This window comes from Phyllobacterium brassicacearum (assembly GCF_003010955.1).
Lineage (GTDB): Bacteria > Pseudomonadota > Alphaproteobacteria > Rhizobiales > Rhizobiaceae > Phyllobacterium > Phyllobacterium brassicacearum.
Map to the genome: position 1 here is coordinate 53,023 of NZ_PGGO01000013.1, position 25,335 is coordinate 78,357.

Here is a 25,335-nt window from a genome sequence, read left to right on the forward strand (position 1 = left end):
TTCTCAACTGGAATTCCGGACGGTTTGTGGCCGGCCCCGGGTCAAACACCGCCAGCGAAGCAACGCTGGCGGTGCGGCGTTTGTATCAGCTGGCTGCAGTCGCTGTCAGGTCGGTGACTGCACTGGCTGGCGGCACTTCCACAAGGACTTTGTGTTCGCCAGAATCGTCCAGTGGAATTCCACTATCAGGCTTGGCCAGCTTTTTGCCGTTAACAGTTATCTTCTTGCCGCCCTTTGCGGCTGGCTTGACTTCCACTATGTAGCGGGCGTCGCCGTTGCGCAGAACAAAGCTGAAACCGTCCCAGTCCGAAGGGAGGGCAGGGTCTACGAACAACCGGTCATTCTGGCGGCTAATGCCGAGAATGCCTTCCGTCGCAACGCGATAGAGCCAGCCTGCCGAACCTGTATACCAGGTCCACCCTCCGCGTCCGCGCATTGGATCGACTGAATAGACATCCGCAGCCACCACATAGGGCTCCACGCGATAGGATTCAGCTCTTTCTGCGTCCAGAGAGTGGTTCACAGGATTGAGTTTCCTGAACCAGCGATAGGCCTCATCAGCATCGCCAAGTTTGGCCATGGCGAGCACGGCCCAGGTTGCAGCATGGGTGTATTGCCCGCCGTTTTCGCGGACACCAACAGGATAGCTCTTGATGTAGCCGGGATCGTGCCGCGACTTGTTGAACGGTGGCGTGAACAATTTGATGATATCGACCTCTTCATCGACGAGATGCGTCGCCACAGAATGCATGGCTTGTTTTGCCCGGTGCGGGTCACCATAGCCGGACAATACGCTCCATGACTGTGCGATGGAATCGATTTTGCACTCCTCGCTCTTCTTGGAGCCAAGTGGTGAGCCATCATCAAAATAGCCGCGGCGGTACCATTCCCCGTCCCAACCGTCCTTTTCGAGAGCCGCCTTGAGACGTTCGATATGGGCTTCCCAATGCTGTATGCGGTCCGTATCCTTGAAGTGTCTGGCGATGGGTAGGACATCGCGCAAGGTGCTGATCAGGAACCAGCCGAGCCAGACGCTTTCACCCTTGCCGTCTTCACCAACGCGATTCATGCCGTCGTTCCAGTCGCCCGTCATCATCAACGGCAGGCCGTGTGATCCAGTACGTGCTACGGCAAGATCAAGTGCACGTGCTGCATGCTCGTAGACGCTTACCCTTTGCCCGGAGATTGTTGGCTGATAGAAGGCGTCGTGCTCGCCATCTTCAAGTGCCCGCCCTTCGATGAATGCGACTTGCTCATCAAGGATGCTCATATCGCCGGTAACCGAGGTATAATGCGCAATGGCATATCCGAGCCAGACAACATCATCGGAGATTTTTGTCCGCACACCTGCCCCTGTCGTCGGCAGCCACCAATGCTGGACATCGCCTTCCTTGAACTGACGCGCGGAGACGTTCAAAATCTGCTTCCGCGCAAGCGATGGATCGAGGATCAGCATGGACAACGTATCCTGCAGCTGGTCCCGGAAGCCGAAGGCGCCGCTTGCCTGATAGAACGCCGAGCGCGCCCAGATACGGCAGGCGAGGCTTTGATAAGGCAGCCAGCGATTGACCATGACGTCGAATGCATCGTCGGGGGTATCGACCTGCAATCCGTCGAGGAAGTTTGCCCAGATCGCCTTCGAGGCTGACAGTGTTTCCTCGAACGGGCGCTTACTGTGTTCCGCGACGATGCGGCGTGCCTCATCGGCATTGCCGGCATCACCCATATAGAACAGAACTTCTCTGGTTTCCCCTGCAGCAAGGTCGATATCGACCGCAAGCGCCGCGCATGGATCCCCTCCCGCCTCGACAAGATTCGACAAAGACTTCGCTTGAAGCACTGCCGAAGGCCGATCAACTGTACCGAGCGCGCCGAGGAATTCGGCACGATCGGCTGTAACCGATTGCGGCTTCAAATTGCTGGCGAAGAACGCCACATTCGTACGTCGGTCGATGCCGTACGGGTTCCGGGCAAAGAGTGCACCGGTTTCGGGATCGGATGATGGCACAATGAACGGTGCAGTCTTTGCGCGGGCATTGCCGAGCAGCCACTCGACGAAGCCATAGATGCGCAAGCGCTTGGCCGAACCGCCCTGGTTGGTGATCTTGAGACTGGACACGCGCACGGGCAATTTGGGATCGACAGTATGGGTCAATTCCAGCCCGACATTGCCATGCCGCGAGACAAAGGTCGAATAGCCCTGACCGTGACGCGTTTCGTACTTGACGGCAGGATCGCGTAACACCGAGGCAGTGGGCGCGAAGGCGATATTCTTGTCGAGGTCAACCACATACAGCGCTTCGCCGGAGCGGTTGATGACAGGATCGTTGGACCATTGCGTCAACTGGTAGTCACGGCTGTTTCCAGACCAGGTGAAGCCTGCCCCCTCGGCTGATACGTGGAAGCCAAAACTGGAATTGGAAATGACGTTGATCCAGGGTTGCGGCGTGTGGCTGTAGCCGGAAAGGCGGATAACGTATTCGCCGGTCTTCATGTCAAAACCACCAAAGCCGTTCCAGAAAGCGAGGTCGTCTCCGGACATCTTCGCGCCGCGCTTGTTCATGAGTTGCGTTGGAGCGGGGGCTATGCCCCGCATGTCCTCGGCCTCAGCGTCAGCAGTAACAATCGATTTGCCTCTTGTTTCCGTTACGGGAACAAGATCCAAAGTGAGGCCTTCCATTCGCTTCAGCTGTTCGGCCAGCGAGCCATTTTGGGCGTGCATGACGATGCGGGCGGAAGCCAACAGGGTGTTGTAGCTTGCGTCACTCATCTGATCACGGCGGACGGTGAAGATATGAACACGTGGCCCGAGCTGGGCACCACGTGCACGGCTATTTTCACAGATTGCCTCTAGACCGCGCTGGAAGTCCTGGGCATACGAGAAAGAACGTTCGTTGATGACCACTACATCGACAACCAGGCCTTTGGCGCGCCAATACTCGTGCGCCCTCAACAGGTTCCGTAGCGTCTCCATGTCAGCTTCGTCATCGATGCGCAGGGCGAGGATTGGGAAGTCACCTGAGATGGACATCGGCCAAAGTTCGGATTGACTGCCAAGACCGCTTGCAATGCTTTCGGACGGCATCCGCAACGTCTTGTCAGGATAGATCAGGCTTGTTGCAACACGTTGAAAGACCTGGGCCTCATCGGGGTTTATCCCGATGTGGTGAAGGCGAACCTGTGAACTTGTCCATGACAACGAGAATTCGCGCGCGAAACAATCCGGGTGGCGGAAGCGTGCAACGACCTCTTCCAGTTCCTGACGGTTTGGCCGGACGAGCGTCCAGAACACCAGTGTAACCTTCTTGTGTGCCGGTACTCGAACGCGGCAGCGCAACGAAGCGATGGGGTCGAGCACAAACCCTTGGCTGCCGGTCAGCGTCGCGCCTTCGTCGAAGGCAGCCGGATTACGCAAGGAACGTCCTCGGCCAATGAACGCACGCCGGTCCGTTTCGGCCTGGACTTCGCGCATTGCGCCGGAACTGTCGCTGACCATGTGTGCAACATGGATGTCCGGCTCACCATTCCCGCGCTTGCGGCGCGTGGCGTAAATTGTGTCGCCGCGCTGGTCGATCTCAGTCTCCACGAACATCTTGGCAAATGCGGGATGGGCCGTATCAGTATCGTCATTGGTCAACACCAGTTCGGCGTAGGACGTCACTTCGATGATACGGTCCTTCGTCCCGGTATTCGTGATGACAATACGCCGGCCTTCGCCGTCGGAATCCGAAGCGACGATGGCCTCTACGGTCGAATGCAGCGTGCCGGTTTCCTTGATGAACTCCGCCTTGTAATCGGTGAAGATCGTGGTGCTCTTTTCGCCGGAGACACGTACCGGATCGCCGGTGGCTGACCACCATTCGCCATTCTCCATGTCCCGCAGGAACAGGAAGGTGCCGTAGCCACTTTCGAGGATGTCGGGCTGGAAGCGCGTGATCGCAAGCCCGTTCCAGCGGCTGTAGCCGCCGCCATTGGCCGTAACCATAACCGAATAATGGCCATTCGACATGACTTGCGTCGCGCGGGGAGCGGCGAGCGGATTCTGGATGATATGAATTGAAGGCGTCTCTTCGCTGCTTTCGACGGCCTTGCGCATCGGATTCTCGGCCTTTGCCTGCAGAACCGGGATTTCGCGCGGGGCCTTCTCCTGCAGCAGTAGTTCAGCGGCCTCTATAACAGGATCTGCGTGGAATCGGTCACGCATGCGTCCCTCGAATACCACGTTGTTGACTGCAACGATCGACATGCCGTGATGGTGTGCCATGTAATTGCGGACCACAGCGTATTCTTCATCCTCCCGGACGCGCGACTTGGTGAAATCGACGGCATCGTAGAAGCCATACTTGCCAAGGGCGCCCATCTCGCGCAGCCGGTTCAGGTTCTTCACGGCCGCGGCCGGCTGATATTGGCTGGCCATGATGCTCGCATAGGGCGCGACAACGTAGTTCTTGGAGAGCCCACGCTTGAGACCGAGTGTCGGGACGCCGAAGTTGGTGTACTGATAGTTCATTTCCGGATCGCGCGCATTGTATGCGGCCTCCGAAATACCCCATGGCAACCCTTTGGATTCGCCATACTCGATCTGACGCTGAACGATCAGCTTGTTGGTCTGGTCCAGCATGCTGCCGAGTGGTTCGATCATGACCAATGGCGGCATGAGGTACTCGAACATCGAACCTGACCAGGAGATCAGCGCACCGCGCCAGCCAACCGGGACCAACAGACGTCCGAGGCGGAACCAGTGATCCACCGGGATATCGCCCTTGGCGATGGCGAAGAGGCTCGCCAGCCGCGCTTCGGATGCCAGAAGGTCATAGCAGCTTGCGTCGAGTTCATTGGTCTCAACGCGGAAGCCGATTGACAGCAGGCGGCGTTCCTTGCGCTCAAGGAAGGTAAAGTCAGTATCGAACGCCAATTGCCGGGCTCGCGTCGCAAGCGTTACCAGTCGCTCGCGCAGAACATCCGTGCCCTCATGGCTACCAATGGCATCGTCCGTGTGCGCCTGGCATGTCTTGACCAGCAGCAGCGCCCACTCATTGGCCGTTGCACTAACCGGGCTTTCGAGTTCGCCATGCAACTCTTCAGTCAGGCGTTGAATGTCACCAGCGAAAAGTGAGAGATTGATCGTGCGCAAAGAGGCCGTTTCCGGCTCTTCCTTGATCGTTGTAATCGCGCGGCGGAAATTGGAGACGCGCTCGTCAAGACGGCGGCGCAGCGGCCTGAGAACCCGGCGGTCATCCGGAATGTCACCGATCGCTTCTTCCAGAATGTCGCTGACATCGAGTACGCCGTCGAGGTCGCTCTGGAGATAAACAGAGGGGGCCTCGGCCCATTTCTCGAGCGCAGAGGAGAGCGCGACGAGATGACCGGCAAGGTTACCGCTGTCAACCGCCGATACGTAAAGCGGCAATAGCGGCCGCAAGGTGGTCGTCTCATACCAATTGTAAAGATGGCCTCGATATTTCTCCATCTTTTCAAGGGTCTCGAGCGTCTGATCGATCCGTGTCAGCGTTTCGGTAAAGCCGATCCAGCCGAAATCACGGGCTGCAACAGTCGAAAGCAGGTACATGCCGATATTGGTCGGCGATGTGCGAGTGGCGATGACGGGATGAGGATCTTCCTGGAAATTGTCAGGCGGAATGAAATTCTGCTCCTCGGTCACGAACGTATCGTAATAGTGCCAGGTGCGGCGGGCGAACCGGCGCAGTTCCCCCTTGTCCGAAGAACGAACATTCAAATCATCGAGCGGTTTGGCTGAGCGGCTGACTAGCCAGGCAATCATCGGCGAAAGGAACCAGATCAATGCGAAGGGCACTGCGATGAACCATGCCGGGCTATACGCGGCAAGCGGCAGACCAATGGCAACAACAGCAACGACCACTGCCGGCCACATCAGCTGGGTGTAGTAGCTGAGCGTGTCAGGCGAACTCGTCTTGGCCTGCGCAGCGGCACGCCATTCGAGCAGATGCTTGCGGGAGACAAACAAGCGGTAAAGCGTACGCACAATAGCGTCGGCCATCAGGCAGGCCATGTTGGCAACGAACGTAATGCGCAGGGCAATATCGGCCGCCCCGGAGAAGACATCGGTCAGAATCGCCTGAACATGCCCCTTGAGCGAAAGGTTCATGTCGGTTGGGACGAGGTTCGTAAACAGGATCATCGTAGGCACGATGAACATGCTGAAGATCAGGAAACACTGCCAAAGTGTGGCCAGCCCAGGCGGCAGCAATGTCCACCCGGCGATGGCAGCGATAATCCAGAATATCGGCGCCAAGGAACGACGGAGATTATCGACCATCTTCCAGCGGGTGACCGCAGTCACACCCGGTTTGGTGCTGAAGAGATAGGACAGGAGCTGCCAGTCACCGCGAGTCCAGCGATGGTGGCGGGAAATATCGACATTATAGCCGGTCGGATAGTCCTCGACCACTTCAACATCGCTGACGAGCGCGCTGCGCGCATAGCCGCCTTCGAGCAAATCATGGCTGAGAATTGAATTCTCACCAATCTTGCCTTCAAGCGCGGCTTCAAAGAAATCGATGTCGTAAAGGCCCTTGCCAGTGAACGTTCCTTCGCCCAGTACGTCCTGGTAAACGTCGGAAACCGCGAAGACATAGGGGTCGATACCACGATTGACAGAGAAGACGCGTTGGAGGAACGAGGCGTCGTCGCCTGTCGTAAGCGACGGCGTTACCCGCGGCTGAAGCACGGAGTAACCGCTGACCACGCGACCCGATTTAGCTCTGTAGATGGGGCGATTGAGCGGGTGTACCAGCTTGCCGGCGAGACGGTTGACCGAGTCCGGCGTCAGCCTCGTATCGGAATCCAGCGTCATCACGAATTTGATGTCGGTTGGAACCTCCTCATTCGTCGGGAAGTACGTCGTATCCTTGTCGCCACGCAGGAGCAGATTGAGCTCGTGGAGCTTGCCGCGCTTACGCTCCCAGCCCATCCAGCAGTTTTCCTGCGCATTGTACAGGCGCTTGCGATGCAGCAAGAAGAAGCGCGGATTGTTCTGGGTGTAATGGTTGTTTAGCGCAGTGATCTTTTCACGGGCGTAATCGAAGATATCGAGATCATCGTCGGTTTGTTCGACCTTGCTGTCAGCCCAGTCCGTGAGCAGCGCGAAATAGACTTCGCCGCGCGGATTGGTCAGATAATGCACTTCGAGATTGCGGATGTGTTCGTCGACGGAATCGCGAGATGTGATCAATGTCGGTACCGCGACAAGGGTCTTCGCTTCCGGGGGCAAACCATTCTTGTACTCGAACCCGATCAGCCGCGTTGGCGGCATGAACATTGGGATGATCCAGTTGACGAAGCCATTGGCCGTTTCCATTGCCGGAAAGACAGCAAGAAGGGTAAAGACCAGGGTCAGATCACTCGGAACGCCGGCATGGCGCAGCCAGTAGTGGATCAGAAGCAGGATCACGATCGAGAAGAAAGACGCCGGCACCCAAAGCCCGGCCAGACCGAGTTTGCGATAGAACCGGACCCAGCGTTCAAGTACAGTCGGCCGGTAGGTACAGGTTGCCTCAAGTTCCGGGCGGCCCTCGCCGGCGAGATAATAACCAACGTCGCGTCGCCGCTGCTCGGTAACACCCCCTTCGTCGCCGGTTTCCTCGGCACTTTTCTGTGCGAGGCTCAGCGCTGCCTCAGTGATGTCCTGTTCGCTTTTGCCTGAACGGCGAGCGATTTTTTCAATGGCAACGCGGTATGCATTGCGTGAATGGAAGTCGAGGGCGTCGAAGTTCGAATGTTCGCGCAAGACAGCGTCGACACCGCTGACAGTCTCGAACCAGGTGATCCAGTCGACATCGTCGATGGATTTCAGACTGCGGATGAGGTTGCCCATCGTCACGCCGCCGGTTGATTGGCGTGTGTGCTCCTGAATGATGGCGTCTTCGGCATCGCTGCCGTTCTTCTCAAGCTCATCTTCGAGCCAGGCTACGGCCGCGCCCGAGTGGGTTGCGCCGCCGCGCAGACGATAGAGCAAATGCGTGGCGAAGGTACTGTCACGCGCCGCGGCGGCATATTGCGCCAGAAGCTGCGGCAGGGTGTCCTTGTCGGCGTTCAGTGTGATTTCGTCGGCGACACTATTAGCGTAGGCACGCATGCGGCGCGCCCGTTCGACGCGCAGGGACAAACGGCGGGCATTCTCGATGAGGATAAACCGGACGGCAGATGGCAGCGCCCATAATTCACCGATATGCAGGGGCTGGATAGTCTGAAAACCCTCCACGATGGCACTCAGGCTGTTCAGCGAAAACTGGCTGTCCGTATGTGCAACATACAACCATGCCAGGGCCATGACCCTTGGGATTTCCGGCTTGCCTGTCAGCGACGGCAATTGCCGGAAGAATTTCTTGGGAAGGTCGCGCTCAACCTGCTGAATATTCTGGTCGACCAGATAATAATTATCGAGCAACCATTGGGCGGCCGGCGTGATCGTTTCTCCTTTGCGTGCTGCGGCATCGGAAGAGCGATAGGAATGCAGGATGAGCCGCGCGTTTTCGACCGTGCGCTGCTCGAAGACCATGGGTTCATAGTCGGGGAGGCGGACGTCCTCGCCTTTCGCCACGCGCGCTCCCAGATCCCTCAGATCATCAATGGACTTGTAGTGAGCCCTGATCGGGTTTGGCTGGACAGAAAGGACCTGGCCAACAGTTTTCTTCTGGGATGCGAATGCTTGAATAAAGCTCAATACGGGCATTTGCCTTCGTTTCGGTTGGGAAGAAAAATCTTCGAGATTGCAGCACTGGGTTGACCACGGGTCGAGCACCCGCCGGTCAGTTTACGATCTAATCAGGTCAAGGCAATTAAGCTATCACCACTTTTGTTGTTAGCGATCAGTTTTGATGAAAATGAGTCAGATTACTATTAGGCTTTGTATGTAATTTTGGCCAGTCTCAGCGAATGATGCGGATAGCTCGGAGCATGCACCTCCAAACGAAAAGACCGGAGTTTTCCAACTCCGGTCCTTGGTTCAGTGTCCTCTGTTCAGCTTTTTGGAAACACCCGCCAATGCTGTGGACGGAACGCGATCCCGCTCATTTCTTTTGCGGGATGATCGGCGGAAATTCCTATTTCAATACGCTCGGAAGCGCCGCCTATCTCAAGCTCCACCCGTCTGGTTGCGCCGACGCGGCGGCTCGCCACCACGGTGCCCATAATGCACGCATCGGAGTCGCTGACGAGCGCGACATCGTGGGGTCTGAAGTAGAGCGAAGCATCGCCATCAGGAAGATCGCTCTTTAGGCCAAGGCGTCGATCGGCAAGCCACAATTCACCGTTTTCGACGCGAACATCAATCTTGCTTGATTCGCCAATGAAACTGTAGACGAAGGGTGAATTCGGCTTGTCATAAACTTCGTCGGGCGTTCCGATCTGTTCGATCCTGCCCTGGCTCATAACGACCACACGGTCGGCGAGTTCCAGCGCCTCGTCCTGATCATGTGTCACAAAGACCGTCGTATGCTTGGTCTTGTCGTGGATCTCACGTAACCAGCGGCGCAATTCCTTGCGTACTTTTGCATCAAGCGCGCCAAAAGGCTCGTCGAGGAGCAGAATACGCGGCTCGATCGCCATTGCCCGGGCGAGTGCGACACGCTGGCGCTGACCGCCGGAAAGCTGCGCAGGATAACGCTTTTCGAGGCCAGAAAGCTGAACAAAATCAAGAAGCTCCGAGGATCGCCGGCGAATTTCCTCGCTGCTCGGGCGACTGGAGTTTGGCCTAACCTTTAGACCAAAACCGACATTATCGATCACCGTCATATGCCGGAACAGTGCATAGTGCTGAAAGACGAAACCAACATTGCGTTCCTGGACCGACTTCAATGACGCATCCTCATCGCCGAAGAAGACCTTGCCTTCGGTCGGTGACTCAAGTCCGGCGATCAATCTCAAAAGTGTCGTCTTGCCCGAACCGGATGGTCCCAGCAGGGCGATCAGTTCGCCCGAGTTGATTTCCAGCGACACGTCGTGCAACGCCGGAAAGCGATCGAATTCCTTGCGTACACCACTTACGCGAACATCCATTTCTATTCCCTCTCAGTGTCCGCTGGCTGCACGAAGTTCGGCTCCATATTTCAGCTCCAGCAGCGTCTTGAGAACGAGCGTCACAAGCGCGAGCAAAGCCAAAAGCGAAGCCACCGCAAAAGCAGCGACAAAATTATACTCGTTGTAAAGAATCTCGACATGCAGCGGCATTGTGTTTGTCAGGCCCCGAATATGGCCCGAAACGACCGACACTGCGCCGAATTCCCCCATAGCCCGGGCGTTGCACAAAAGCACGCCATAGAGCAAGCCCCATTTGATGTTGGGAAGTGTAACATGCCAGAACGTCTGCCAGCCATTGGCCCCGAGCGACAGTGCAGCTTCCTCATCCGTCGTTCCCTGATGCTGCATTAAGGGGATAAGTTCACGAGCAACAAACGGGAAGGTGACAAACATGGTTGCGAGGACAATGCCTGGAACAGCAAACAGAACCTCGATCCCATGCGATTTCAGCCAAGGCCCCAGCACGCTGTGCGAACTGAACAGCAATACGTAGACGAGGCCGGAAATAACGGGTGAGACCGAGAATGGCAGGTCGATCAGGGTGGTCAGAAACGCCTTGCCCTTGAACTCGAACTTGGCAATCGTCCATGCTGCAACGACACCGAAGATGAGGTTGAGTGGAACCGCCGTAGCGGCCACAAGGAGCGTCAGCCGTATAGCAGCCCTGGCATCAGGTTCCAACAAGGCAGCGAAATATTCAGCCGGCCCCTTGCGGAATGCCTCGACGAAGACAGAGACAAGTGGCATGAACAGAAACAATCCAAGAAATGCCAGTGTTATGGCGATCAAGGCGTAGCGTGCGGCGCGGCTTTCGGTTGTTGCCGGATGCCAAACTTTGGCCGACGATTCTGTTTGGGGCAGATCAAGTGCCATAGCCGTACCTCCTGCGGCTCCACGCCTGAATGAGATTGATGACGAAAAGCATGGCAAAGGAGAGCAGGAGCATGATGGCTGCAATGGCTGTCGCGCCGGCATAGTCGAATTCTTCGAGCCGGATGACGATCAACAGAGGTGCAATTTCCGAAACATATGGCAGATTACCTGCGATGAAGATCACGGAACCATACTCACCGACCGCCCGGGCAAAGGCCAAGGCGAAACCGGTTAGGATAGCTGGCTGCAAACCGGGCAGCAGCACCCGGGTGATTGTCTGAAATCGATTGGCACCCAAGGTTGCCGCAGCTTCCTCGACCTCCTTGCGGATTTCCTCCATCACCGGCTGCACTGTCCGCACAACAAAAGGAAGGCCGACGAAAATCAAAGCGATTGTAATGCCGATGGGCGTAAACGCGACCTTGATACCAAGCGGCTGCAGCAACTGACCGATCCAGCCATTCTTGGCGTAAAGCGATGTCAGCGCAATACCGGCTACGGCTGTCGGGAGCGCAAAAGGCAGATCGACAATGGCATCGATAATCCGGCGGCCGGGAAACCGATAGCGTACAAGCACCCAGGCGACGATCACTCCGAACACGACATTGATGAGGGCGGCGACGAATGCAGTACCAAAGCTGATCTTCAGGGCGTTTACTGTGCGCGGGTCAGATGCGACCTGCCAGAATCCTGTGAATCCCAGCGATGCTGAGCGCCATACGAGGCCGGTTAAAGGGATAAGTACAATCAATGCAAGGTAGGCAAGAGTGAAGCCGAGTGTCAGTCCAAACCCTGGAATGACACTCGGCCTCTTAAACCGCCAACCCGCTTTCGCTAGGTTGGAAATCATGCTGTTACTGTTTCGGCTTGTAAATCTGGTCAAACGTTCCGCCATCTCCGAAGTGGTAGGGCTGCGCCTTAGCCCACCCGCCGAAGATTGGATCATCGATTGTGACCAGTTTCAACTCTGGTAATTTTTTCAATAGATCGGCTGGCACCAATTCGGGTTCGGCCGGGCGGTAAAAATGCTTGGCGGCCAATGTTTGACCTTCTTCCGAATAGAGATATTGGAGATAGGCTTCGGCAGCTTTGCGCGTACCTTTCGCATCGACATTTCCGTCGACGACCGCCACCGGAGGCTCGGCCAGAATTGACTGTGGCGGAACGACAATATCAAATTTGTCGGCACCGAATTCCGCCAGAGAAAGATAGGCTTCGTTTTCCCAGGCCAGGAGCACGTCACCAAGTTCGCGTTGGGCGAAGGTCGTGGTCGATCCACGTGCGCCGGTGTCGAGTACGGGAACATGCTGGAAAAGGGTGCCAATATACTCCTTGATCTTGGCTTCATCGCCGCCGTGTTGGCCATAGGCCCAGGCCCAGGCCGCCAGATAGTTCCAGCGTGCACCGCCGGACGTCTTCGGGTTGGGTGTGATAACTTCTACACCGTCCTTGACCAGGTCGCCCCAGTCCTTGATGCCCTTTGGATTACCCTTGCGCACCAGAAAGACGATCGTCGATGTGTAGGGGGCAGAATTGTGCGGGTATTTGGTGCGCCAATCGGGAATGATTTTGTTGCCCGCTTTAACGATGGCTGAAATATCGCTTTCGAGCGCCAGCGTCACCACATCGGCGTCGAGGCCGTCAATGACCGCACGCGCTTGCTTGCCCGAGCCGCCATGCGATGTCTGGATCGTTACTGTCTCGCCGGTGTCGGTCTTCCATTTTGCGGCGAAAGCAGCATTGAATTCCTTATAGAACTCCCGTGTCGGATCGTAAGACACGTTCAAGAGCGTCGTGTCCGCACGGGCAGCAGACAGCGGCTGGAAGGCGACAGTTGCTGTAAGCAACACAGCCGCCAGTGATAGGGAAAGTCGCGAATGTTTCATGCCTGCCTCCGTGTGATCAGAACTGAAGCGTAGCAGAGCCCCATCAAAGAGGGGCGTTAGAAAGAATTCCTTTTATATGGAAATATTAGAAAATTCTACCAGATGATCATAGTCTACCGAAACAGTCGTCTATTTGAGCGGAGCATAAGATTTCGATCGCGCCTGGGCCAGCGCCTCACGACGAAACGACGCAAAACTTAGCCGATAGTGGCCTGGGCGCCTACACCGATCGAACTCGTACGCAGCCTGAAGATTATTTGCGCAACAAGAGGTTTGTGGATGCTGCATCAGCCAGTTTCAAATAGCTGGCAGCGGGTTCCAGGAGAGCATTGGTCGGTGCATGCGTCTTAATCGGCATGACAAAGATCGCAGCTGTCAAAAGTGCGGTTGCGGCGATGGAAAGGCGGCGTTCCATGCGTGAATTGATGATCATGCTCTCTTTCCCTTTCTTAATGATACTTGGCCCGAAACGGGCGCGTAATAATGTCGTCGATCACGGATTTGGGGATTGGCAGAAGCACTTGGTCCAATTCGACCAGTGTTTCCGCAAAAACGATCGCGGCATTCTCCACCTCCTCATGAGCAGAGGGGCATGCCATGGCATTAAGGCACGTTCGTGCCGTGTCGACGTCGCAATTTTGTAGCCCGGCGATGAGTCCCAAGGTCAGGCACTCTTCCCGGCACACGTGGTGCGACCCGAACGGGAAGGTTTTTAACGGACAAAGTGCGCAGTGCCGCAGGGTGCGGATGAAGAACGACAGCTCGGAAAGCGCGCGGTTGCCGTTGCGGGTGCCGAGCAGTTCGCTGTAAAGGCCGAAAGCCATTTCCCAGGCCACAACGGAACCGGTCTCAAAGCCTGCCGTCCAGCGGCGATAGCCTTCGAGCACCAACTTCTCCGGCGTGCGGTCGAAATAGCATCCCGCTCCATTACCTGCTTCAGATAAGCGTGGGTACATCGCCGCTCCCATCCTGTTGGTTATTGCAGATCAAGGCGAGGGGCCTATTGCGGCAGGAGGGGTCCAAAGGCTGTGTCAGCCTGTCATGGCTGGAAACAGAAGATAAAGGCTGCCTACGCAGCAAAGAAACCACGCGCAGGCGTGGCAGAAAAAGACCTATCATAGGGTCCTCCAATCGAAAGGGTTCAAGGCCCAGACATCAAAGGGATGTGCTCGTACTTTTGCATAAAGGCGACGGAAAATCGGAATGTCAAATACTAATTCTTTAAAACCTATAAAAATATCAATAGGTTAGAATAATTCTAGAAAAATATGAGTTTTTTAGTATACAAATGCTCGAATTGAAGTGAAATGAGCAAACCTATCCCTCCCGACAGCAGCCGAGAGGGATAGTGATTCACTGGGGTCAGCCCGCAATCAGCAGCCTGAGCTTCTTCAATGCAACGTCCGGGCTTTCTTTGTAGTCGATCGTGCTTTTCAGCCGCGCATTGCGGTCAAGCAACATGACCGAAGCCGTATGGTCCATCGTATAGTCTCCATTTTCCGTTGGCACCTTCTTGGCATAGATCTTCCAGCTCTTGAGGAGCTTTTCCATTTCCTCGGGTTTTCCGGTGATGCCAGTAATCCGGTCGGTGAAGGCGGCTGTATAGCCCTTCATGACCTCCGGTGTGTCGCGCTCAGGATCGACAGAGATGAAGAACACACGCAGGTCCTTCCCCTCATCGCCAAGGTCCTTCAACCACCCGGCCATTTCGAACAACGTCGTTGGGCATACTTCAGGGCAATGGGTGAAGCCAAAGAACAGCACCGTCGGGTGGCCATTGAATGCGGCTTCCGTGATGGGTGCGCCATCCTGGTCCTGCAGCGTGAACGGAGCGCCAAGTTGGACGGCGCCAGCCTTGTCGCCAAAACGGGTATTGGCGTAGGTGAATACCAGGAAGAGCGTAAGAGCGGCGATAACCGCCCAAACCGCGATGCGCAGCATACGATAATTCATCAGTGATGTTCCATGCTGGTGGCGTTTGCTGGACCGACCATGAATTGCACGTCGACCTTGCCTGCCTTGGCGAATTCGAGAGTGACAGGGACCATGTCGCCCTGCTTGAGCGGCTTGGTAATATCCATCAGCATCAGGTGGGCGCCGCCGGGGGCGAGTTCAGCAGTACCGCCCGCTGGAATCTTGAGACCGTCTTTCAACTGGCGCATCTGCATTACATTGCCGTCCATCTTCATCTCGTGCACCTCGACACGGGCGGCGGCGGGGCTTGAACCGCCAAGCAGGCGATCATCTTCCTTCGACGGATTGGAAATGGAGAGGTAGCCACCGCCAACTTTGGCGCCAGGCAACGTAGCGCGTGTGAATGCACCGCTCAAGACAAGCTCGCCCTCTTTGACAGGTTGCATCGTGTCGTCACTCATTGCGCCGGCGTTACCCTTGCTCATTTTGGAGTGATCATGCGCATGGGCGCTGAAGGATACCGAGGTAGCCAGCAGTACGAGCGCTACGATTGGGATATTGAATCTCATTGGATATCTCCAGTTCAGATTGGTCAAGAAAATACGCGTTTCAGAGGCGAGGGGATGCGCAGGATCAACTGGTCAAGGACCAGCGTCGCGAGAATTGCAAACCCGGTGAGCGGAAAGAGGATGCCGAAGCCTAGAATGACCAGTGTCAGGGTAGCGAAAATGTGTCTCTGTGATGGCATTGGCGGCACACCAAGTCGGCCCGACGGTCGGCGCTTCCACCACATGACAACCGCAGAAACCGAGGTCAACATGATGGCGAGGCAGGTCAGCAGCATGATGATCTGATTGGCTACCCCTAGGTATTCGCCTTGGTGCACGCCGATGCCGAGTTCTATTGCCTTGGCGCCAGTTCCATAATCGGCGAACTTGATGTCGACAAGCGGTTTGCCGGTATACTGGTCGAAATGGATCGTCCGCTGTTTAGCGATGTCATCCGGAAAAACCGCCGCCGTGTAGACACCTGGCTTATCGGAGGGGAATGACACCTCAAAGCCCGGTGCAAGGCCCACAGCATTGGCCGAAGCGACGATCTGATCGATCCCGACAGCTTGACCCGTCCCGTTGGGTGTTGATGTGGGTACAGGGGCGTTCTCGACGGTCCAGCCGGCATTCGTCAGAACATCCTTGGTTGGAACGTGCGAAACCGGAACATCGTCCCAAAGCTGCGCCGGATAGCCCAGGCCTGCGCTTGACAACGCCGTGTTCACCTTGTCGCCCCAGTAGCCCGACCAGGGCATGCCGGTGATCGCCAGGAAGAAGATCAGTGCACCTGCGATCGCCCCGGTCACCGCATGTATATCCCGCCAGAACACGCGCTTGTCCGGCGTGCCGCGTACGCTCATGACGCCTCCGGTCTGCTTGCGCGGCCACCAGAGATAAAAGCCGGTGACGACCAGAATAAGCGCGAGCCCGCCGACGGCTTCAACGATGCGATTGAACGCGAAACCGAAATAGTCGAGGCTGTGAATCTTCTTGACGACCCAGTTGAATTCTTCTTTCTCCCCGACCTTGCCGAGGACCGACCCGCTAAAGGGATCGACAAAGACAAGAGTTTTACCTGCATCGGTGCCGACGGTAACCCGGGCGGATTGTGTGGGTTCAGCGGGAGCGCGGAATCGCAGGACCTTCGAGCCAGGGACAGCGGCCTTGGCATGATCGGACAGTATCGACGGTGATAACGCCTCGCCGCGTGGTTGCACGACGTTGCGGTAGGCAAAGGCGGTGTTGTCGATCTCGTCCTTGAACAGGTAGAGGCTGCCCGTGATTGCGAGGTTGAGCATGAACGGGATGACCAGAAGGCCAGCGAAAAAATGCCAGCGCCAAATGGCGCGGTAAAGCGAAAGACTGATGTCGTTGGGCTTCTCGGAAGCCACGCTTGAGACGGTCATATGTGTTCCTATCGTCTGACAGCAAAGAAGGCAGACTGCCGATGCAGGCCGCGTGGTGCGCCGCGAACGGCGAATGCTATGTCAGGCGAAAGGTGGGGCTCGCGGCGGGGCCGAGGGCGGATAGAGGCTATGCGCGATCAGGATCGCTTCGCGCTGGATGGCCAGGGACTTTGCAGGCTGCACCTTTGGACCGGATGCAACGGGCGGCACCGGCAGAATGAACGATGCCGAAAGCCGGCAGGCCTCGCAACCCGTCCCATGCCAGGCACTCTTGTGCTGGTCCTGATCGCCGCCGCGCGGGAGGCAAAGCACGGGAACAGTGCCATCCGGCAACGTATAAGCCGCAAGATCGATCGGGTCAGCGTATGCTGTCGTGATCGGCTTGTGTGCGAAGGCAACGAATACGAGTGCCAGCGCGCAAAGCATGCGCACGGCCAATCGCCAATCGTTGCAGATCTTGCGCATCCACGCCTCGTCAGTTGTCGGAGGCATTCAAATACATGAGCCGCGCGCCAAAATCTATGCGGCAAAGAGACAATGGCTGTTAGATAGCCCTTATCTCGATCAGCCACGCATTCTCTGGTCCGATCGCGAAAGCCAACCGCTCGAAGCGCGAAAGCTGGATAACATCATCAACGCCAAGCACTTCCCCGGTCGCAGTTTCCGCATCTGACCGGAAAAGCACAAATGTTTCATCGGCGTGGGCGACAACTTCGGCTTGATCAAGCCGGCGCACGCCGGCGTCGAACTTGCCGCGCCGGGTCATGACGTTGAGGTCGGTGACATCACCGATGACGTCGGCGCTGGTTGGCGTATCGCCGGGGAAGGCGATTGCCGGAGAGGCTGGACCCATAAACACGGCGCTATCATTACCGATTGTCAGCAGCATCTCGCCGTCGAGCACGGCAAGTACCCTTTCAATATTGGCAAATGCAGAAAACGGACCCGAGGCCGGCACTTTTGCCATGCTGATACGCCAATCAAAATTGCTGACCGTCGCATCAGGAGACGAGATCGCGACCTCGGTCGTGACCCCGCCGCCGTTCTTCCAGGGCATTTGCCGGTGGTCACCGGCGCGCAAGATGCGCATCAGCCGAGAATGCCCGGCAGGTTGAGGCCCTTTTCCCTGGCGCATTCGATGGCGATTTCATAGCCGGCGTCGGCATGACGCATGACACCGGTTGCAGGATCATTCCAAAGCACGCGCCCGACGCGCTCGGCAGCATCGTCGGAGCCGTCGCAACAGATAACCATGCCCGAATGCTGTGAATAACCCATACCGACGCCGCCGCCATGATGCAGCGATACCCAGGTTGCCCCTGAAGCAGTGTTGAGCAAGGCATTCAGAAGCGGCCAGTCGGAGACTGCATCGGAGCCATCTTTCATGGCTTCCGTCTCGCGATTGGGGGAAGCGACCGAGCCTGAGTCGAGATGGTCGCGGCCAATGACGATCGGCGCCTTTAACTCGCCGTTCCTCACCATCTCATTGAAGGCAAGACCGAGCCGGTGCCGGTCGCCGAGGCCCACCCAGCAGATGCGCGCCGGCAACCCCTGGAAGGCGATGCGTTCACGCGCCATGTCGAGCCAGTTGTGCAGATGCGTGTTGCCGGGCGTGAGTTCCTTCACCTTGGCGTCGGTTTTGTAGATGTCTTCCGGATCCCCCGATAGCGCCGCCCAGCGGAATGGACCGATCCCGCGGCAGAACAACGGACGGATATAGGCAGGAACGAAACCGGGGAAGGCGAAGGCGTTCTCGAGACCCTCATCCTTGGCGACCTGCCGGATGTTGTTGCCATAGTCGAGCGTCGGGATGCCGCGATTCCAGAAAGCGATCATGGCTTCGACGTGTTCGCGCATCGACGCACGGGCGGCCTTTTCAACGGCCTTGGGGTCGCTCTCGCGCTTCTCGCGCCACTCCGCCATGGTCCAGCCCTTCGGCAGATAACCGTTGATGGGATCGTGTGCAGAGGTCTGGTCGGTGACGATATCCGGGCGTACGCCGCGGCGCACCAGTTCCGGCAGGACGTCGGCGGCATTGCCAATCAGGCCAACCGATTTGGCTTCGCCGGCCTTTGTCCAGCGATCGATCATTTCAAGCGCTTCGTCCAGTGTCTCCGCTTTGGCATCGACATAGCGGGTGCGCAGGCGGAAATCGATCGAGTCGGGATTGCATTCGACTGCCAGGCAGCAGGCTCCGGCCATGACGGCGGCAAGTGGCTGGGCGCCGCCCATGCCGCCGAGACCGCCCGTCAGGATCCATTTCCCCTTGAGGTTTCCGCCATAGTGCTGGCGGCCCGCCTCGACAAAAGTCTCGTACGTGCCCTGCACGATGCCTTGTGTACCGATATAGATCCACGAACCGGCGGTCATCTGGCCGTACATCGCCAGCCCTTTCTTGTCGAGTTCGTTGAAGTGATCCCACGTAGCCCAATGCGGCACGAGGTTGGAATTGGCGATCAGGACGCGCGGTGCATTGGCATGGGTCTTGAAAACGCCGACCGGCTTGCCAGACTGGACGAGCAGCGTTTCATCCTCGTTCAGGGTCTTCAGGGTCGAGACGATCTTGTCGAAATCATCCCAGGTACGTGCCGCACGGCCAATGCCGCCATAGACCACGAGTTCGTTGGGGTTCTCGGCAACGTCGGGGTCGAGATTATTCATCAGCATCCGCAGCGGCGCTTCGGTCATCCAGGATTTGGTGTTGAGCTGATCGCCGCGCGGCGCGCGAATTTCCCGGATATTATGCCTCGGATTGTTCATTACCTGCTCCCCAGTTTGATAGCGGTCTGTTCGATGATTTCGAGAATGTCTTTGAGATGCCTGCGCAGTTTCTCCGCCTTGCCCTCGTCGAGCGCGAAGGGCGGCGCCTCCGTAGCCAAATGCGATGATTGCGTCAGTTCCATCTGGATCGCGTGGATGCCGGAAGACGGCTTGCCGTAATGGCGCGTGGTCCAGCCACCCTTGAAACGGCCGTTGATCACCGCATCGTAACCGCGGGCCGCAAAAGCGATCCGCCCGACCGCAGAGGCGATTTCCGGTGAACAACTGGCGCCCTCATTGGTGCCGATATTGAAGTCCGGCAGCTTGCCCTGAAACAGAAACGGAATATGCGAGCGGATGGAATGGCAATCATAGAGAACGACGAGCCCGTGTTCCTTCCTCACCCGCTTGATCTCCTCGTACAGCGCGTTGTGGTACGGGCGATGGAACTGCTCGAGGCGAATCTTTGTGTCGGCAGGCCCTGGTTTCTCGCCGTCGCGCCAGATCGGCTTGCCGTCGAAATCCGTTTCCGGGATCAGCGCCGTGGTGTTTTGCCCAGGATAGAGGCTGATACCTTGCGGATCGCGGTTTGCATCGATGACGTAGCGATGGAACGTCGCCCTTACCGTTGTGACGTTCGGCAACAGTCCGTCATAAAGCTGGTCTATATGCCAGTCCGTGTCGGCGAGGCGCTGGCCATTCTCATTAAGTCGGTTCCACACATCGGCAGGAAGGTCGGTTCCGGTGTGGGGAAAACCGAGCACAATCGGGGATGACCCCTGTTTGACTTCGACAACACTCATAGGCGCGTTTCCAGAACGGGCAGAATGCCGGCGGAGATCGCTACGTTGAGTGCGCCCGAAGCTATCAGGTCGGCAACGGCCTTCAGGTCGGGCGCCATATAACGGTCATCATCAAGCGTCGGCACCGCCTCACGAATAACGTCGTGCGCACGGCTGAGTTCCGGGCTGGTCTGAAGCGGCGCACGCAGGTCGATGCCCTGTGCAGCGGTCAGGGCCTCGATGCCGATGATCGAGAAAAGATTCTCGGTCATCTGCAGCAGGCGGCGCGCACCGTGGCAGGCCATCGACACATGATCTTCCTGGTTGGCGGATGTCGGCGTCGAATCGACCGAAGCCGGGTGCGACATCTGCTTGTTTTCCGACATCAGCGCCGCGGAGGTGACCTCCGCAATCATCAATCCCGAATTGAGACCAGGTTTTCTTGCCAGGAATGCGGGCAGGCCATAGCTCAGCGCCGGGTCGACGAGCAGCGCGATGCGGCGCTGGGCGATCGACCCGATCTCGCAGATGGCGAGGGCGATCTGATCCGCAGCAAAGGCCACGGGCTCGGCGTGGAAATTGCCGCCGGAGACGACCGAACCATCGCTGAGCACCAGAGGATTGTCGGTCACCGCATTGGCCTCGATCTCGAGCGTCCGCGCCGCCATGCGCAACAAGTCGAGGCAAGCACCATCCACCTGCGGCTGGCAGCGAATGCAGTAAGGATCCTGCACCCTTTCATCGCCTTCGATATGACTCATCCGAATAGGGGAGTTCTCGAGCAATTGACGCAGTGCCGAACCTGTATCGATCTGGCCGCGATGGCCACGCAGGCTATGAATATCTGGATGGAACGGTGCTGACGATCCCATTGCGGCATCGGTGGAAAGTGCACCGGTGACCAGCGCCGACTGGGCTGCGCGATGAGCCCGGAACAGACCCGCCAATGCAAGGGCCGTTGAAACCTGCGTTCCGTTGATGAGCGCAAGACCTTCCTTCGCCGCAAGCACGACCGGTGCGAGACCCGCTTCGCGAAGACCGACACCTGCCGGCATCTGCTTGCCGCCCACGACCACATCGCCTTCGCCGATCATGGCTGCCGCCATATGGGCGAGCGGTGCGAGGTCGCCCGAGGCGCCCACGGAACCTTTTTCCGGAATAACCGGGGTAACGCCCTTCTCAAGCATCGCTTCGAGCAGGTTGATGAGGTCGAGGCGCACGCCCGAAGCACCGCGCCCAAGCGAAATCAGCTTCAGCGCCATGATCAGGCGCACGATGTTCTCGGGCAAAGGATTGCCGACGCCGCAGCAATGGGACAGGATGAGGTTGCGTTGCAAGGTCGTCACATCTGCCGGCGCGACCTTGATGCTGGCGAGTTTCCCGAAGCCGGTGTTGATGCCGTAAACCGGTTCATCACCGCCTGCGATTTCCGCAATGCGCCGTGCCGCAGTTTCGATTCCAGCACGAAAGGACGGATCAAGCCTGACGGCCGTACCCTGCCAATAGATTGTTTCCAAGGTGGAAATCGGCACAGAGCCGGGATGCAAGACGATGGTCATGGACTATGCTTTCAAGATAAGCTGATGGAGCGGATTGAAGCCGATGCGATAGCAGAGTTCCGCTGGTTGCTCTGCGTTCCAGATGGCGATCTCGGCGCGCTTGCCGGGCGCAATCGTGCCGATTTCCCTTGACAGACCGAGCGCATGGGCCGCCTCGCGTGTTGCCCCGGCGAGCGCTTCCTCCACGGTCAGGCGGAAGAGCGTGCAGGCCATGTTCATGGTCAAAAGTAGCGAGGTGAGGGGCGATGTGCCCGGATTGCAATCCGTGGCAACCGCAATACGCACGCCAGCATCGCGCAAGATCTTGACCGGGGGAGCGCGCTCTTCCCTCAATGCATAGAAGGCGCCGGGAAGCAGCACCGCGACGGTTCCTGCGGCGGCCATGGCCTTTGCTCCATCTTCGTCAAGATATTCCAGATGATCGGCTGACAGCGCGTCGAACGATGCGGCAAGCTTCGCACCGCCCAGATTGGACAATTGCTCGGCATGAAGCTTTACAGGCAGCCCAAGGGCTTTGGCCTTCTCGAAAACCCGTGTGATCTGCGCAGGCGAGAAGGCAATTCCCTCGCAAAAGCCGTCGACCGCATCGACGAGGCCTTCGGCGTGCGCTGCTTCGAGACCCGGCAGCGCCACCTCGGAAATGTAGTCGTCGGCGCGACCCCGATACTCTGGCGGCACCGCATGGGCGCCAAGATAGCTGGTCAGGACCCGTACTGGCCGCATCGTTCCGAGATGGCGCGCAACGCGAAGCATTTTCAGCTCGGCCTCGATGTTCAGGCCATAGCCGGACTTGATTTCAATGGTCGCAATTCCCTCCGCCAGGAGCGTATCCAGCCGGGGCAGGCTCTGCGCGACAAGTTCGTCTTCGCTCAAGCCATTGGTTGCCTTGACCGACGAGACGATGCCGCCGCCTGCCCGCGCTATCTCCTCGTAGCTTGCACCCTCCAGCCGCATTTCAAACTCGCGGGCACGATTGCCGCCGAACACAATGTGGGTATGGCAATCGATCAGGGCCGGAGTAGCCAGCCTGCCGCCGAAATCCTGGCTTCCAATACCGCTCCAGTCGCTCGGAATGTCTCGCCCGACCCAGGCAATATGCTCGCCGTCGATGCCGATCGAGCCATTCTCGATCAGACCGTACGGCGTGCCGGTCTGCTCGAGCGTGGCGATCCTCAATCCGGACAGAATTTTCCTCATCGGCCTTGGAAGCCTCCCATTTATGGTCTTGCTCATATCATTATTATGTATATACATATTATGTCAATTGGGTGAGGGAGAAGAAATGAGCGGAGCCACGAAATCTGTTTTTGCGAGCCAAGCGCTCACCGCAGAAGGCTGGAAAGACAATGTGCACGTCTCCATGGATACGGCCGGCCGGATCATCGCTGTTGAGCCGGAAAGTGCAGCCGATTCAAATGCATACACGGTCGATATTCTGCTCCCCGCACAATCGAATTTGCACAGCCACACATTCCAGCGGGCCATGGCGGGGCTTTCCGAAGCACGCAGCCCGGCCGGGCGCGACAGTTTCTGGACGTGGCGCGAAATCATGTACCGCTTTCTCGACATACTGGGTCCCGAGGACATCGAGGCGATCGCCTCCTTTGCCTTTGTCGAGATGCTGGAGTCTGGCTATTCCAGCGTTGCCGAATTTCACTATGTGCACCATCAGCCAGGCGGCCAGCCCTATGACCATCTCGGCGAACTGTCGGAGCGGATCGCTGCGGCGGCAAGCGCCACCGGCATCGGCCTGACACTGTTGCCCGTCGCCTATATGCAAGGCGGCGTCGATGGACGGGCGCTTGCAGGCGGGCAATTACGCTTCGGCAATGATTTCGAGCGCTATGTCGAGCTGGCGCAACTGGCTGAAAAGGCTGCAAAAAATGCAAGCGTTGATGCAGGCTTCGGCGTTGCCCCGCACTCGATCCGTGCCGTGAACGAGCGCGACCTCAAAGCTTTGGAGCAGCATTTCCAAGGGATGCCGTTCCACATCCATATCGCCGAGCAGATCCCGGAGATCGAGGAAGTCCTGGCTGCCTATGGCCAGCGCTCGATGAGCTGGCTGCTCGATCATCTGCCGGTCAACGAACGCTGGTGCCTGATCCATTCCACGCACATGACATCCGAAGAGACAAGCCGGGTTGCAGCAAGCGGGGCGGTTGTCGGGCTTTGCCCGATCACCGAAGCCAATCTCGGTGACGGTATCTTCAACGGAGTCAATTACTTGAATGCCGGTGGCCCCTTTGGCACCGGGTCGGATTCCAACATCCGCATTTCGCCGTCGGAAGAGCTGCGCCAGCTCGAGTACAGCCAGCGGTTGCGAGACGTGTCGCGTGTGACCCTGTCGGCGGCGGGTAAGTCCTGTGGCCGGACTCTCTACGACGCGGCACTGGCGGGTGGCGCTCAGGCTCTTGGACGGGAGTCAGGGAGCCTCGCACCTGGAAAATGGGCGGACATGATCGGCTTGGATGTTGAAAATGCTGCGCTTTTGGGCTTGACCGGTGACAGGCTGCTTGACGGCTGGATTTTTGCGGGCGACAGACAGGCGGTCAGCGATGTCTGGTCTGCGGGCCGCCACGTGGTGCACGAAGGCCGGCATCGCGACCGGGCGGCAATATTTGCAACCTATAGGACGCGGCTCGCGTCGATACTGGAGAGAGTGTGACGGCATCTGCGCGCAAATCGTTCCATGCCATCAAAGCCGAGATGGCGCGGCGCATCGCGGAGCGCGTCTGGGCGCCGGGCGCGCTGATCCCGGGCGAGGAAGTGCTTGCCGTCGAGTTCGATTGCGCACGCGCGACAGTCAACCGCGCCCTGCAGGAACTGGCGCGCGGCGGCGTGCTCGTGCGCAAGCGCAAGGCGGGAACCCGGGTTGCGCTCCACCCCATGCGCGAGGCACGTTTCGTCATCCCGATCGTCCGGCAAGAGATTGAAAACAAAGGCGGAATTTATCAGTTCCGGCTGTTGTCCAATCAAGTTGAAAAGGCGCCGCAATCAATCGCCGAACGCCTTGGCCTAGCCAAAGGCAAGGCGATGCTGCATGTCCGCAGCCTGCATCTGTCGAACAGCAAGCCCTATCAATATGAAGATCGCTGGGTCAATCTGGACGCTGTTCCGTCGATCCGCCACGAGACCTTCGAAACCATCAGCCCCAATGAATGGCTGGTGACTCATTCGCCTTTCTCGCAGGCAGAAATCGTATTTCACGCGGCTTTAGCCGACCCCGAAGAGGCGGCGATCCTCGATGTCAGAGAGCGAGATTCGGTCTTCATCATCGAGCGCCTTACCTATTTGCCGCAGAAGCCGATCACCTATGTCCGGATGATCCATCCAGGCTCGCACCGAATGGTCACACAACTCTAGACAATCAAAATGCGCGCGCGAGTTGATAATCTTGTACCAGAATCGCTGTTTCTTGTTCCGGTTTTCACTGATTCTCGTAACAGATTGGACAATTTTCGTTCAAAACTTTCCGGTATTGAAGGATAGGCGTCTCAATTTCGGATTTTGATTGTTCTGGCGCAAGGAGAGCCGGCACACGTCGC

Annotated in this window: 18 protein-coding genes; 2 read left to right on the forward strand and 16 right to left on the reverse strand. The window is 57.6% G+C overall.

Annotation, left to right across the window (positions count from 1 at the left end; translation table 11 throughout):
• Nucleotides 1-85: 85 nt before the first annotated feature.
• The 16 genes from CU102_RS17285 to hutI form a co-directional block, all read right to left on the reverse strand.
• A complete protein-coding gene (locus CU102_RS17285) occupies nucleotides 86-8,713 on the reverse strand; it encodes a glycoside hydrolase family 94 protein (protein WP_106712352.1) in 8,628 nt (2,875 codons plus the stop codon).
• Between the two features lie 287 nt (nucleotides 8,714-9,000).
• Nucleotides 9,001-10,038: a sulfate/molybdate ABC transporter ATP-binding protein gene (locus CU102_RS17290; RefSeq protein WP_106712353.1), complete on the reverse strand. Its 1,038-nt coding sequence runs from the start codon at nucleotides 10,036-10,038 to the stop codon at nucleotides 9,001-9,003.
• Nucleotides 10,039-10,050: 12 nt separating this feature from the next.
• A complete protein-coding gene (cysW, locus tag CU102_RS17295; RefSeq protein ID WP_106712354.1) occupies nucleotides 10,051-10,932 on the reverse strand; it encodes a sulfate ABC transporter permease subunit CysW in 882 nt (293 codons plus the stop codon).
• On the reverse strand, nucleotides 10,922-11,782 hold the full coding sequence (gene cysT, locus CU102_RS17300) for a sulfate ABC transporter permease subunit CysT (RefSeq protein ID WP_106712355.1): 861 nt from the start codon (nucleotides 11,780-11,782) through the stop codon (nucleotides 10,922-10,924). The genes cysW and cysT overlap by 11 nt, the downstream gene beginning before the upstream one ends.
• A gap of 4 nt (nucleotides 11,783-11,786) precedes the next feature.
• Entirely contained in the window at nucleotides 11,787-12,818 is a 1,032-nt protein-coding gene (locus CU102_RS17305; RefSeq protein WP_106712356.1) for a sulfate ABC transporter substrate-binding protein, read from the reverse strand.
• Between the two features lie 253 nt (nucleotides 12,819-13,071).
• Nucleotides 13,072-13,251 carry a hypothetical protein gene (locus tag CU102_RS17310; protein WP_106712357.1) on the reverse strand — a complete coding sequence of 60 codons (180 nt, stop codon included), beginning with the start codon at nucleotides 13,249-13,251 and terminating at the stop codon, nucleotides 13,072-13,074.
• A 16-nt stretch (nucleotides 13,252-13,267) separates the two neighbouring features.
• Nucleotides 13,268-13,774: a hypothetical protein gene (locus CU102_RS17315; protein ID WP_106712358.1), complete on the reverse strand. Its 507-nt coding sequence runs from the start codon at nucleotides 13,772-13,774 to the stop codon at nucleotides 13,268-13,270.
• A gap of 406 nt (nucleotides 13,775-14,180) precedes the next feature.
• A complete protein-coding gene (locus tag CU102_RS17320) occupies nucleotides 14,181-14,771 on the reverse strand; it encodes an SCO family protein (RefSeq protein WP_106712359.1) in 591 nt (196 codons plus the stop codon).
• Nucleotides 14,771-15,301, reverse strand: coding sequence for a copper chaperone PCu(A)C (locus CU102_RS17325; protein ID WP_106712360.1), 531 nt, complete (start codon nucleotides 15,299-15,301; stop codon nucleotides 14,771-14,773). The genes CU102_RS17320 and CU102_RS17325 overlap by 1 nt, the downstream gene beginning before the upstream one ends.
• A 23-nt stretch (nucleotides 15,302-15,324) precedes the next feature.
• Nucleotides 15,325-16,689 carry a PepSY-associated TM helix domain-containing protein gene (locus CU102_RS17330; RefSeq protein WP_106712361.1) on the reverse strand — a complete coding sequence of 455 codons (1,365 nt, stop codon included), beginning with the start codon at nucleotides 16,687-16,689 and terminating at the stop codon, nucleotides 15,325-15,327.
• 81 nt (nucleotides 16,690-16,770) lie between these two features.
• Nucleotides 16,771-17,154, reverse strand: coding sequence for a hypothetical protein (locus tag CU102_RS17335; RefSeq protein ID WP_106712362.1), 384 nt, complete (start codon nucleotides 17,152-17,154; stop codon nucleotides 16,771-16,773).
• Between the two features lie 79 nt (nucleotides 17,155-17,233).
• A complete protein-coding gene (locus tag CU102_RS17340) occupies nucleotides 17,234-17,779 on the reverse strand; it encodes a HutD/Ves family protein (RefSeq protein ID WP_166648482.1) in 546 nt (181 codons plus the stop codon).
• Complete coding sequence (hutU, locus tag CU102_RS17345; RefSeq protein WP_106712364.1) at nucleotides 17,779-19,449, reverse strand: urocanate hydratase; 1,671 nt, start codon at nucleotides 19,447-19,449, stop codon at nucleotides 17,779-17,781. Before hutU ends, CU102_RS17340 begins: the two co-directional genes overlap by 1 nt.
• Nucleotides 19,449-20,252, reverse strand: a complete 804-nt coding sequence (gene hutG, locus CU102_RS17350) for an N-formylglutamate deformylase (protein WP_106712365.1) — start codon at nucleotides 20,250-20,252, stop codon at nucleotides 19,449-19,451. Before hutG ends, hutU begins: the two co-directional genes overlap by 1 nt.
• Complete coding sequence (hutH, locus tag CU102_RS17355) at nucleotides 20,249-21,790, reverse strand: histidine ammonia-lyase (RefSeq protein WP_106712366.1); 1,542 nt, start codon at nucleotides 21,788-21,790, stop codon at nucleotides 20,249-20,251. The genes hutG and hutH overlap by 4 nt, the downstream gene beginning before the upstream one ends.
• Before the next feature lie 3 nt (nucleotides 21,791-21,793).
• The gene (hutI, locus tag CU102_RS17360; RefSeq protein ID WP_166648483.1) at nucleotides 21,794-23,023 is read right to left on the reverse strand and encodes an imidazolonepropionase; all 1,230 of its coding nucleotides are present in this window, start codon (nucleotides 23,021-23,023) and stop codon (nucleotides 21,794-21,796) included.
• A gap of 49 nt (nucleotides 23,024-23,072) precedes the next feature.
• On the opposite strand from hutI, the gene CU102_RS17365 reads away from it, so the two are divergent.
• Together CU102_RS17365 and CU102_RS17370 are read left to right on the forward strand one after the other, a co-directional pair.
• Nucleotides 23,073-24,455, forward strand: a complete 1,383-nt coding sequence (locus tag CU102_RS17365) for a formimidoylglutamate deiminase (protein ID WP_106712368.1) — start codon at nucleotides 23,073-23,075, stop codon at nucleotides 24,453-24,455.
• On the forward strand, nucleotides 24,452-25,153 hold the full coding sequence (locus CU102_RS17370) for a histidine utilization transcriptional repressor HutC (RefSeq protein ID WP_245425382.1): 702 nt from the start codon (nucleotides 24,452-24,454) through the stop codon (nucleotides 25,151-25,153). Before CU102_RS17365 ends, CU102_RS17370 begins: the two co-directional genes overlap by 4 nt.
• Nucleotides 25,154-25,335 lie beyond the last annotated feature (182 nt).